The organism is Klebsiella sp. 18074 (genome assembly GCF_902705905.1).
GTDB lineage: Bacteria > Pseudomonadota > Gammaproteobacteria > Enterobacterales > Enterobacteriaceae > Klebsiella > Klebsiella terrigena.
In genome coordinates, this window is record NZ_CACSIS010000009.1 from 84,158 (window position 1) to 96,456 (window position 12,299).

Consider the following 12,299-nt stretch of genomic DNA (forward strand, 5'->3'; position numbering starts at 1 on the left):
GCCGATTTTTCTTGCTACCGCAAATGTGTGGAGACTTCGCAGTGACCGATAAAACCTCTCTCAGCTATAAAGATGCCGGCGTAGATATTGATGCAGGCAACGCGCTCGTCGACCGTATTAAGGGTGTGGTGAAGAAAACCCGCCGCCCGGAAGTGATGGGTGGACTGGGCGGATTCGGCGCACTGTGCGCATTGCCGCAGAAATACCGCGAGCCGGTACTGGTCTCCGGCACTGACGGCGTCGGCACCAAGCTGCGTCTGGCAATGGACCTCAAGCGTCACGACACTATCGGTATCGACCTGGTGGCCATGTGCGTAAACGACCTCGTGGTTCAGGGCGCTGAGCCGCTCTTCTTCCTCGACTACTATGCGACAGGAAAACTGGACGTCGATACGGCGGCCAGCGTTATCAGCGGCATCGCCGAAGGCTGCCTGCAGTCAGGCTGCGCGCTGGTTGGCGGCGAAACTGCAGAAATGCCCGGCATGTACCATGGCGATGATTATGACGTCGCGGGCTTCTGCGTCGGGGTTGTAGAAAAATCAGAAATTATCGACGGCAGCAAAGTTGCCGACGGCGACGTGCTGGTCGCACTGGGTTCCAGCGGCCCGCACTCCAACGGCTACTCGCTGGTGCGTAAAATTATTGAAGTCAGCGGCGTCGACCCGCAGACCACCGACCTAAACGGTGCGTCGCTGGCCGACCATCTGCTGGCGCCGACCCGCATCTACGTAAAATCGGTGCTGGACCTGATCGCTAACGTTGAAGTTCACGCTATTGCTCACCTGACCGGCGGCGGCTTCTGGGAAAATATCCCGCGCGTTCTGCCGGATAACACCCAGGCGGTGATCGACGAATCCTCCTGGCAGTGGCCGGAAGTCTTCAAATGGCTGCAAACTGCCGGCAACGTCAGCAGCCACGAAATGTATCGGACCTTCAACTGCGGCGTCGGCATGGTCATCGCGCTGCCGCCGGAAGCCGTCGATAGTGCCATCGCTCTGCTGAACGAAAAAGGTGAAAACGCGTGGAAAATAGGCTATATCAAAGCCTCTGATTCCGAACAGCGTGTGGTCATTGAATGAAAAACATCGTGGTGCTGATCTCCGGTAGCGGCAGTAACCTGCAGGCAATGATTGACGCCTGCGCGCGGCAACAGATCGGCGGCACCCTGCGAGCGGTATTTAGCAATAAGGCCGATGCCTTCGGCCTTGAACGCGCGCGTGAGGCCGGTATCCCGACCCATGCGCTCACCGCCAGCCAGTTCGCCAATCGTGAAGCGTTCGATCGCGAGCTGATGCACGAGATCGACGCCTACGCGCCGGATGTGGTGGTGCTTGCGGGCTACATGCGCATTCTGAGTCCGGCGTTTGTTGCCCACTATCAGGGGCGGCTGCTGAATATCCACCCTTCCCTGCTGCCTAAATATCCCGGGCTGCATACCCATCGCCAGGTGCTGGAAAACGGCGATGAGGAGCACGGAACTTCGGTGCATTTTGTCACCGATGAGCTGGACGGCGGCCCGGTTATTCTGCAGGCCAAAGTGCCGGTTTTCGCCGGCGATAGCGAAGATGACGTTACCGCCCGCGTGCAGGCCCAGGAACACGCCATTTATCCGCTCGTCGTCAGCTGGTTTGTCGACGGTCGTCTGCGCATGGAGGGCGGTCAGGCCTGGCTTGACGATGCGCCTCTGCCGCCGCAGGGATATGCGGCAGAAGAGTAATAGATAGCGCCTCTCACATCCGTCAGAGGCGTTTTTTTTGCCCCCGCTGCCACCGCTTATCTGCGCCAGAAGACCGGGCGACGGATGCATTTTTGCGCCCGGCGTACGGCAGCAAGCATCAGAATCAGCGTCTTTTGCACACAGAATGAGCAAAGGAAAGCGACCGCCTTTTCTTCGCAGCGCATTGAAAGAAAACTGTCATACTTCTTTGACATAGTTGGACATTCAATGGCAAAGCTCGCCATAATGAAAAAGCAACATCAATCAACCGGAGTGTGAGTTGTAATGGGCCAGGAAAAGCTATACATCGAGAAAGAACTCAGCTGGTTATCCTTTAACGAACGCGTACTTCAGGAAGCGGCGGATAAGAGCAACCCACTGATTGAGCGCATGCGTTTTTTGGGCATTTACTCCAACAACCTCGATGAATTTTATAAAGTGCGCTTCGCTGAACTTAAGCGCCGCATCATCATCAGTGAAGAGCAAGGTAGTACCGCCCATTCTCGCCACTTATTAGGTAAAATCCAGGCCAGGGTGCTGAAGGCCGACCAGGAGTTTGACAGCCTCTACAATGAGCTGCTGCTGGAGATGGCGCGAAATCAGATCTTCCTGATTAACGAACGTCAGCTGTCGGTCAACCAGCAGTCCTGGCTGCGCAACTACTTTAAGCAGTACCTGCGCCAGCACATCACCCCTATTTTGATTAACCGCGAAACGGACCTGATCCAGTTTTTGAAAGATGATTACACCTATCTGGCGGTGGAAATCATTCGCGGCGACACCATTAACTACGCCCTGCTGGAAATTCCGTCAGACAAAGTTCCGCGCTTTGTTAACCTGCCGCCGGAAGCCCCGCGTCGCCGCAAGCCAATGATCCTGCTCGATAACATTCTGCGCTACTGCCTGGATGACATCTTTAAAGGCTTCTTCGATTACGATGCGCTGAACGCCTACTCGATGAAAATGACCCGTGACGCCGAGTACGATCTGGTGCACGAGATGGAATCGAGCCTGATGGAGCTGATGTCCTCCAGCCTGAAACAGCGCCTCACCGCCGAGCCGGTGCGTTTTGTTTATCAGCGCGATATGCCGGACACCATGGTTGAAATGCTGCGGGCCATGTTCTCGATTTCACGCTATGACTCGATGCTGCCGGGCGGCCGTTACCACAACTTTAAAGACTTTATCGGCTTCCCGAACGTCGGCAAAGCTAACCTGGTCAACAAGCCGCTGCCGCGCCTGCGCCACACCTGGTTTGATAAGTTCCGCAACGGTTTCGACGCCATCCGCGAACGCGATGTGCTGCTCTACTACCCGTACCACACCTTTGAGCACGTGCTGGAACTGCTGCGCCAGGCCTCCTTCGACCCCAGCGTGCTGGCGATCAAAATCAATATTTACCGCGTCGCTAAAGACTCGCGGATCATTGACTCCATGATCCACGCCGCCCACAACGGTAAAAAAGTCACCGTGGTGGTCGAGCTGCAGGCGCGCTTTGACGAAGAGGCCAATATTCATTGGGCGAAGCGCCTGACTGAGGCCGGCGTGCACGTTATCTTCTCCGCCCCTGGGCTGAAGATCCACGCCAAGCTGTTCCTGATTTCGCGTAAAGAGGGCGACGAGGTTGTGCGCTACGCCCATATCGGCACCGGTAACTTCAACGAAAAAACCGCGCGCCTGTATACCGACTACTCCCTGATCACCGCGGATGCGCGCATTACCAATGAAGTTCGTCGCGTGTTCAACTTTATCGAAAACCCATATCGTCCGGTTAGCTTTGACTATCTGCTGGTGTCGCCGCAGAACTCGCGCCGCCTGCTGTATGAGATGATCGATCGCGAAATTGCTAACGCCCAGAACGGCCAGCCTTCCGGGATCACCCTTAAGCTGAACAACCTGGTCGATAAGGGCCTGGTTGACCGCCTCTACGCGGCCTCCAGCTCCGGCGTTCCCGTTAACCTGCTAATCCGCGGCATGTGCTCCCTGATCCCGGGTCTTGAGGGGATTAGCGACAACATTCGCGTTACCAGCATCGTCGACCGTTTCCTTGAGCATGACCGCGTCTATGTCTTTGAAAACGGTGGTGATAAGCAGGTCTGGCTCTCTTCCGCTGACTGGATGACGCGCAATATCGACTACCGTATCGAAGTCGCCGCGCCGCTGCTTGACCCGCGCCTGAAACAGCGGGTGCTGGATATTTTTGACATCTTGTTCAACGACACGGTGAAAGCACGCTATCTTGATAAAGAACTGAGTAATAGCTACGTGCCGCGCGGCAACCGCCGTAAAGTTCGCGCTCAGATGGCGATCTATGACTATCTCAAATCACTCGAACAGCCCGATTAACCTATGCCTATAAACGAAAAAGCCCCTCGGCCCCAGGAGTTTGCTGCGGTCGACCTTGGTTCAAACAGTTTTCATATGGTGATCGCCCGTGTCGTCGACGGGGCAATGCAGATCATCGGCCGCCTTAAACAGCGGGTTCATCTGGCCGATGGCCTGGATGAAAACTCCGTGCTCAGCGAAGAGGCGATCGCGCGCGGGCTTAGCTGCCTGTCGCTGTTTGCCGAACGCCTGCAGGGCTTTGCGCCCTCCAGCGTCTGCATCGTCGGGACGCATACGCTACGCCAGGCGGCGAACGCGGCCGAGTTTCTCAAGCGCGCCGAGCAGGTTATCCCCTATCCGATTGAGATAATCTCCGGTAACGAAGAGGCGCGCCTGATTTTTATGGGCGTCGAGCATACTCAGCCCGAGCGTGGCCGCAAGCTGGTGATTGATATCGGCGGCGGCTCAACCGAGCTGGTCATCGGCGAGGATTTCGAACCGCGTCTGGTCGAAAGCCGCAGAATGGGCTGCGTCAGCTTCTCGCAGATTTACTTCCCTGGCGGCATCATCAACAAAGAGAATTTCCAGCGCGCGCGCCTGTCGGCGGTGCAAAAGCTGGAAACCCTGGCGTGGCAGTTCCGCATCCAGGGCTGGACCGTAGCGCTCGGCGCTTCCGGGACCATTAAGGCCGCTCAGGAAGTGCTGATCGCTATGGGCGAGAAGGACGGCTTTATCACCCCTGAACGCCTTGAAATGCTGGTCGCTGAGCTGCTGAAGTATAAAAACTTCGACTCGCTGAGCCTGCCGGGCCTCTCTGAAGAGCGCAAAGCGGTATTTGCTCCGGGGCTGGCTATTCTGTGCGGCGTGTTCGATGCGCTGGCCATCAAAGAGCTGCGCCTGTCGGACGGAGCGCTGCGCGAAGGCGTGCTGTACGAGATGGAGGGGCGTTTCCGCCATCAGGATATCCGCAGCCGCACCGCGCAAAGCCTGGCAAACCAGTACAATATCGACCGCGAACAGGCGCGTCGGGTGCTGGAAACGACCACCCATATCTTTGAGCAGTGGCAGGATCAGAACCCTAAGCTGGATAACCCGAACCTCTCAGCGCTGCTGAAATGGGCGGTAATGCTGCACGAAGTGGGGCTGAATATTAACCACAGCGGTATGCATCGCCACTCTGCGTATATCCTGCAGAACAGCGATTTGCCGGGCTTCAATCAGGAGCAGCAGATGCTGATGGCCACGCTGGTGCGCTATCACCGTAAGGCCATCAAGCTCGACGATTTGCCGCGCTTTACCCTGTTTAAGAAAAAGCAGTTCCTGCCGCTCATTCAGCTTTTACGCCTCGGCATTCTGCTGAACAACCAGCGCCAGGCGACGACAACGCCGCCGACGCTGACGTTGAAGACCGAAGCCAACCACTGGACGCTGGTGTTCCCGCACGACTGGTTTAGCCAAAATGCGCTGGTGCTACTCGATCTGGAAAAAGAGCAGCAGTACTGGGAAGGCGTACCAGACTGGCTGCTGAAGATTGCCGAAGAAGAGCCTGATAGCTAGTAGGCAGGCCGGGCGCTCTGCGTCCGGCCTGTTTTATCCGTCAAACCGCCTTCGGCACTTCCACGTTAGCCAGCGTCTCCAGCGGCACGGGCTCGCCAATCTCGTAGCCCTGCATGTAGTCGATACCCAGCGACATCACCGCCTGGCGAATCTCCTCCGTTTCGACATACTCAGCCACTACCTGCATATTCTTCATCCGCGCCAGATGGCAAATCGAGGCCACCACCTGGTAGTCGAGGTTGCTGGTGACCAGATTACGAATAAAGCTGCCGTCAATTTTCAGCAGATCGACGTTGAGGTTTTTCAGCCGCGCGTAGCTGGCATAGCCGGTACCGAAATCATCGATCGCCACGCGGCAGCCGAGCGCTTGTAAATGGGCCAGCGTTTGTCGCGCCTGCTCCGGGTTGGTTAACGAGTGATTTTCGGTCAGCTCGAATATCAGTTGCCAGGGCTCAATCCCGTGGCGCGCCAGCCGCAGTTCCACTTCTTCAGGAAACTGACTGCGGCTCACCGACACCGGCGAGAGATTAATCGCCAGCCGCAGGCCGGGCAGCATCTGGCGATGCTGGTTCATAAAAGAGAGCGTATTTTCCAGCACCCAAAGATCGATCCGCGAAGCAAGGCCAAACTCATGGGCTACCGGAAGGAAGCTATCCGGATTGATGATTTCGCCATTCTCACCCACCATCCTCAGCAGCACTTCATGGTAGCTATCGCCGCGGATCCCGACTATCGGCTGCGCCATCAGGCGAAAGCGGTCCAGCTCCAACGCCTGCAGGATCTGATTCATCATCGCCACCTTATCCTTTAGCCCATGCTGGACGTGGATCGCACCCCGACGCTGCATATTTTCCGGGTGACCGCTGGTTAACGACATATCGGCAATGGTATTCAGCTCGCCTAAGAGCAAATACAGATGCTTCACCGGCGATCGCACGCTGCAGTAGCTCAGGCCCACCGCGGGCTGCAGCGGCATCCCGTCCCAGACAAAGCGAAACTGCTTCAGGTGCTTATCCAGCGCGTCGATTCGCGCCTTGTGATCGTCGCAGTTCATACGGATTACCAGGTCGTGGCCTGAGAGGTGGTGAACGGCCTCATTCGGCTGCAGCAAGGCGCTAAGGTGTTCCGCCAGATTTTGCTTGTATTGAATGCGCAGCATCACCCCATAGTGCCGTCCCAGCAACTCCAGTTCAGGGATGAGCAAAAAGCACAGCACCGACCACGGCGAGCTTTCAAGGGCCCGGCTTAGCGCGCGTAAATTCGGCATATGCACCACCGGGTCGAGAAACGCCATTCGCCGCACGCGGGCGTGGATCAGCCGCTGCTGCGTCGCCAGCATGGCCATATAGGCGATAATAAACGAGGACACCAGGTAGCTGGATGAGGCGATAGCCAGCTGATTATTGCAGCCCATCAAGAACGGCAAATAGCGGTAATGAAAATGGATAATAAGAATTAATACCGGCGTCCAGACCATCGCGATAAAGCGATAGCCAAAGCGCATTGCTCCCCACAGCATCACCGGCATAAGTAATGATAATGTATAATTTGTGCTAAATATCGTACTGGTATTACTCAAGGGTATTAATAATAGTACTAATAACATTAACAGCGTGAGTGCCCAGAAAATAAACTCCATCCGCTTTATTTTGGGGTCAATTTGCAGGCGAATTTGCGAAATAAATCCGCGTATATGTAATGGATTGCGAATAATGCGCAGCAGGAAATAGCACAGCGGTACGCCGGTTAAACACCCGACCATCAGCGCCTGGAAAGTGATTAGCGATCGTAAACTAAAGGGGTCAATGCCGATCAGGCCCGTGGCGCGAGGATGCAGGCCAAGATACTCGGCAAACTGGGAAAGCACGAGGAATATAGCCGACGGCAGCAGCATTTGCCAGAACAGCCTCTGCGGCATCAGGCCGACGTTACCGTGCGAGATCTGCTGCCTGCGCGGGACAAAAATACGGTAGCCGCCCCAGCACAATACCACCGGGATCAGAAAGTGGAAGATAACGCCGACCGCCTCTTCCGGAGACATACGACGGGCCACGGTGCACCACAGTCCGATGATAATGCCGGGCAGCGCGTTCCAGCCAAAAAACAGCATCAGGCTCAATACCAGCGCCAGCGGTAAATAGTAAAGAGAAACTTCATTACCGTTCAGTTCAGCGTAGGTATTTGTCCATCTCGCCAGGGGAAGTAAGAGAATGGGTAACACCAGCGGCAGCGCCCACCACTTGTCCCGATACTGTCTGTACAGATTAATTATGCTCATAGATGCTCTACGGATAACCCAAACTCCAGCAGGGTATATTCAGGCAGGCATCCAACCCAACCATCTCAACCGCGTAAGGAATAATGATGCGGAACTGGCTGGAGATTCTAGTTACCAACGAAAACAGACAGTTGATATAAATCAAGAAATCATTTAGCTAATATTAATAAAACTTATTTTTTTGCCATTGGCCGCTGGAAAAAGAAACCATGTAAATGCAATGATTATATTATATAACATTAAGTAATGTTTGGCTGAGGCACTTTTACATCCTCATCAATTGACCCCGCCCCTTTCCTGTGCCTTAATACGCCTAACGCCCATGTTATGGGTATACTTTAAGGAACCTTTTGTGAGTCAGGCACCCAGTATGCGTAAACGACATCGATTTAACCGTCGCATGACCCGTATCGTACTGCTTATCAGCTTTATCTTTTTCTTTGGACGTTTCGTCTACTCCTCTATCGGTGCCTGGTACCATCATCAGGACAAAAAAGAGTCGCAGCAAACCACCGCTCCGGTTGTCACGCCGACCCGAGAATAGCCTCGCCGTCACCCGCCGTATCCGATGTCCGTTCAGCTTCCGAGTTGCCGCAGCAGGCGCAACATTTCAGCGATCCCTTTACTGAGGATTTTATCCTGACGCATCACCACGCCAAGCTGGCGATGAAGGTATGGCGTCAACGAGTGAACGCTTAGCCCGCGACGATCCTCGGCGTCGTCCACCGCCATACGCGGCACAATGCTGTAGCCGAGCCCGGCGCGCACCATGCGCTTGATCGCCTCGATACTCCCCAGCTGCATCACCGGCGCAATCGTCAGGCCCGCGGCATGAAACCATCCGTCAATCAGCGCCCGGGTGCCGCTTCCTGCCTCAAAGGCAATCAGCGGCAGGGCCTGCAGAACGTCCGGCGTAAGCCGCGGTGGCGACTGGCCGTCGCTGGCAAAAATAAACACAAACTCCTCATCGATAACCGGGGTGACCGCCAGGCAACGCCCGTTCGCCGGCAGCGTCACCAGCCCAAGATCGAGCCGGTTTTCTTCCACCGCCCGCACGATGTCGAGGGTATTTCCGGTGGTCACGCCTACCGTCAACAGCGGGTGACCCTCGCGCAGCTGCTGCAGGATTGGGGGTAAAAGATGAATACAGGCCGTCGCCCCGGTACCGAGGGCAATCGCACCGCTGACCTCATGGCTAAATTCGCCGACCGACCGCAGCGCCGCGCTGACCGCCTGCTCTATATGTTCGCCGTGGGCCAGCAGCATCAGGCCGGCCGCCGTCGCCTTCACGCCTCGCCCGGTGCGCTCCACCAGCCGGGTCTGAAGAAACTGCTCCAGCTGGCGCACCTGTAGGCTGACGGCCGGTTGCGATAGCCCCAGCGCGTCGGCGGCGGCGGAAAAGCTCCCCCGCAGCACCACCAGCCGGAAGGTCGCCAGGTTTGCCAGATTCAGCGTCATCATCGCAAAGTTTCTCTTATAAGGGTCATAAACGGACGGGTCTGCCAGCACAATAGCCTGCGGGATATGCTGTCGACAACCGTATCACTGAACAGAAGACCATGAAAGCAACCACGAAATCGCCCTCAGCCCCGGCCCTGCTCACCTTTTCCGCCGGATGCAACCAGCTTATCAACTGGGGCATTTCATTTTATATGCCCGGCACCTTCGCCCGGTCCATCGCCCAGGATACCGGCTGGTCTGCGGCGCAAATCTATCTCGGCCTGACTCTTGCAATGCTGATGATGGCGATAGTCTCCCCCTTCGTTGCCCGCCTGCTGGCCCGCCTCGGCGGCCAGCGTGTGGTGATGTCCGGGACGCTGATCGTCGCCGGCGGCTGCTTAATAATGGCGAACGCCCATACTCTGCCGGTCTGGTTTAGTGCCTGGCTGCTGACCGGCATTGGTATGCGCCTGGCGCTGTATGATGCGTTGTTCGCCGCGCTGGTAAACCTTTATGGACAAGGTGCAAGAGTGACTATCTCGCGGGTGACGCTGGCGGGTGGCCTGGCCTCCGCCGTCTTCTGGCCGCTTGGCGCCTGGCTGCTGGCGACGATCGGCTGGCGTCACGCGCTGCTGGTCTATTCGCTGTTCGGCGTGCTCAGCGCGCTGCTGCTGTGCAAAATACCGAATATCCGGCTGCCGACGCCGCCGCAGCGCAAAGCGCGCCGGCCAGCCTCGCGCCACGACCGACGCGTTGGCCTGCTGTATGCGGCGCTGATCGCGCTGGTGACCTTTGTCTCTAACGGAACCTCGACCCATCTGCCCGAGTTTATCGCCAGCTACGGCCTGCCGGTGGCGGCAGGCATGCTGTGGGGAGTCGGACAAACCGGCGCCCGTTTTCTGGAAGTGGCTTCCGGCTCCGCATTAACGCCGCTAAAGCTCACGCTGCTCACGACCCTGCTGATGCCGCTGTGCTTTGCGCTCGGCCTGAGCAGCCCCTATTTCGCGTGGGCCGCCGCCGGGTTTGTTTTGGGATATGGCGCGATTAATGGCTTAACCACGGTATTCAAGGCCACGCTACCGCTGCAGCTGTTTGCCGCACAGGATTACGCCCGGCGCACCGGAGTTTTGCTGATCCCCGCCCAGCTGCTCGCGGCCGCCTCGCCGTTTGCCTACGCCTGGCTTAACCAGCGTCTGGGCATCGAGGGAGGTTTAGCGGTGTCTGCGCTGCTCACGCTGGTCGTCACCGCGCTGGCGATTGCCCTGCACCAACGTCAGCTCCCAGCGGCAGCGGTTAGCGAGCCCGCCTGAACCCGTCCGTCGCTCTCTTCCTCCCGCCCTTTGTCCTGCACCGGGGAATAGCCGAACTTACGCGAAAACGCGCGGGAGAAGGCGGCGGCGCTGCCAAAGCCAACCGCGGCGGCGGCGGATTTGATGCTGGCTCCGCAGCGCAGTTTGCTACGCCCAAGGGCCAGCCGCCAGCCGTTGAGGTAGGCGGCTGGCGGCTGGCCAACGGTTTTGCGAAAGAGGGCGATAAACTGTCCACGCGACATGCCTGCGAGGGCCATCAGCTCGGCGATCTGCCACTTCCGCCGCGGATCGTCGTGCATGGCAACAAGACACACGTGAAGCCTGGGGTGGGCCAGCCCCGCTAATAAGCCGGCATCAACGGTCCCCGCCGCAATAGCTTTACGGATAGCCAGCACCACGATGACCTCGCACAGACGGTTGCGGATCGTCCCGCCGCCGCAGCGCGCCACCTCAACCTCAGAGACAATTAAGTCTGCCAGGCCATGCAGTGCCGGTTGTTCCGCCAGCGAAAAGCTCAGCTCATCAGGCAGGGCGCCAACCAGCGGATTTTCACTGCCGCCAAAATCAACTCTGGCCGCGGCGCAGAGCATCACCCCGGGTGGCAGCTTTGCCGTCGTTCTGGCGCGGTACAGCAGATGCGTCGGCTCACCGGCGCCGTCGGCATCGACGATTAAAAGATTCGCCGGCGCGGCTGAATCGCACAGCGTGGCGCTGAGGCCAAAGGCTTTCAGGAAAGCCGATAATCGATCATGCCTTAGCGGGATATTCGTACTTTCAATCATGCTTTACCCAAACTTCGTGATTATAAATCTCTTACCATAGTGTAAAGGGGGCGCATCGCCCGCCGCCAGAACAATTAACAGGAGCTTGTATGACCCAAAATAGCGCCAGAAAATTCGATGCCTCCCGCGCGGGAGAATATGCCAGGCAGAGCCGGATCGCGCTCGCTGGCTACGATGCCTGCCACGAACTCTCCGCATGTATGCTCTCTGCCGCGCTGGGTGAAGACGTCCCGGCGCGCGTTCTGGTCGTCGGTGCGGGTGGGACGGCAGGTGAAATCATAGCCGCCGCAGCGCTGGAGCCACAGTGGTCCTTCGTCGCGGTGGATCCGTCGCCGCCAATGCTGGAACTTGCCCGCTCCGCTATCGCTGAGGCGGATCTCACGGATCGGGTAGAAACCGTTCCCGGCGGCGTCGTCGATCTGGCGGCCGCCCCGCTCTTTGATGCAGGGATCATGATTGGCGTGCTGCACCACCTGGCCGGCGATGCGGAGAAACTGAATATCCTGCAGCAAATCGCCGCGCGGCTGAAGCCCGCCGCGCCGCTGGTCGTGGCGGGTAATTATCGGCCCTACGCTTCGCAACCCTTATTGATAAAGGCCTGGGAGAATCGCTGGAAAATGAGCGGAGCGGGAGTCGAAGAGCGGCAGGCAAAGATGGACAAAATTCTGCAAGGCGCGCAGCCGCCGCACTCAGAGGAGGCCGTGATGTCCCTGCTCGCAGGAGCCGGTTTTGACCAGCCGGTGAGGTTCTTTTCCAGCCTGTTCTGGGGAGCATGGCTGGCCCGACGGCTGCCGGAGACGACATGAACGACGCGGCGCCGTGATAACAAATAGCGCCCTGCCGTGCCTCCGCGTGCCCAAAAACCTGCCAAGACCGAGCATCCGGACAGG

The 12,299-nt window shown here is 57.6% G+C and carries 10 protein-coding genes; 7 read left to right on the forward strand and 3 right to left on the reverse strand.

Features of this window, described 5'->3' with window-relative positions:
* Positions 1-41: 41 nt before the first annotated feature.
* The 4 genes from purM (at position 42) to ppx (ending at position 5,599) form a co-directional block, all read left to right on the forward strand.
* Positions 42-1,079, forward strand: coding sequence for a phosphoribosylformylglycinamidine cyclo-ligase (gene purM / locus GVK32_RS11100; RefSeq protein ID WP_159867853.1), 1,038 nt, complete (start codon positions 42-44; stop codon positions 1,077-1,079).
* On the forward strand, positions 1,076-1,717 hold the full coding sequence (gene purN, locus GVK32_RS11105) for a phosphoribosylglycinamide formyltransferase (RefSeq protein WP_159867855.1): 642 nt from the start codon (positions 1,076-1,078) through the stop codon (positions 1,715-1,717). The genes purM and purN overlap by 4 nt, the downstream gene beginning before the upstream one ends.
* Before the next feature lie 285 nt (positions 1,718-2,002).
* A complete protein-coding gene (gene ppk1 / locus GVK32_RS11110; RefSeq protein WP_123710323.1) occupies positions 2,003-4,063 on the forward strand; it encodes a polyphosphate kinase 1 in 2,061 nt (686 codons plus the stop codon).
* Between the two features lie 3 nt (positions 4,064-4,066).
* Positions 4,067-5,599 carry an exopolyphosphatase gene (gene ppx, locus GVK32_RS11115; protein WP_123710324.1) on the forward strand — a complete coding sequence of 511 codons (1,533 nt, stop codon included), beginning with the start codon at positions 4,067-4,069 and terminating at the stop codon, positions 5,597-5,599.
* 40 nt (positions 5,600-5,639) lie between these two features.
* Here ppx and GVK32_RS11120 read toward each other — a convergent pair whose 3' ends face one another.
* A complete protein-coding gene (locus tag GVK32_RS11120; protein ID WP_159867858.1) occupies positions 5,640-7,877 on the reverse strand; it encodes an EAL domain-containing protein in 2,238 nt (745 codons plus the stop codon).
* 352 nt (positions 7,878-8,229) lie between these two features.
* Between GVK32_RS11120 and GVK32_RS11125 the strand changes: the two genes are divergently transcribed.
* Positions 8,230-8,421, forward strand: a complete 192-nt coding sequence (locus tag GVK32_RS11125; protein ID WP_072051827.1) for a YfgG family protein — start codon at positions 8,230-8,232, stop codon at positions 8,419-8,421.
* Between the two features lie 32 nt (positions 8,422-8,453).
* Here GVK32_RS11125 and GVK32_RS11130 read toward each other — a convergent pair whose 3' ends face one another.
* Positions 8,454-9,338, reverse strand: a complete 885-nt coding sequence (locus GVK32_RS11130) for a LysR family transcriptional regulator (RefSeq protein ID WP_159867861.1) — start codon at positions 9,336-9,338, stop codon at positions 8,454-8,456.
* Between the two features lie 98 nt (positions 9,339-9,436).
* On the opposite strand from GVK32_RS11130, the gene GVK32_RS11135 reads away from it, so the two are divergent.
* Positions 9,437-10,627 (forward strand): MFS transporter, encoded by a 1,191-nt coding sequence (locus GVK32_RS11135; RefSeq protein ID WP_159867864.1) that lies wholly within the window; start codon positions 9,437-9,439, stop codon positions 10,625-10,627.
* Here the strand turns inward: GVK32_RS11135 and GVK32_RS11140 are convergent.
* The gene (locus GVK32_RS11140) at positions 10,591-11,409 is read right to left on the reverse strand and encodes an AraC family transcriptional regulator (RefSeq protein ID WP_159867867.1); all 819 of its coding nucleotides are present in this window, start codon (positions 11,407-11,409) and stop codon (positions 10,591-10,593) included. The genes GVK32_RS11135 and GVK32_RS11140 overlap by 37 nt on opposite strands.
* An 89-nt stretch (positions 11,410-11,498) precedes the next feature.
* On the opposite strand from GVK32_RS11140, the gene GVK32_RS11145 reads away from it, so the two are divergent.
* Complete coding sequence (locus GVK32_RS11145; RefSeq protein ID WP_159867870.1) at positions 11,499-12,215, forward strand: class I SAM-dependent methyltransferase; 717 nt, start codon at positions 11,499-11,501, stop codon at positions 12,213-12,215.
* Positions 12,216-12,299: the final 84 nt, after the last annotated feature.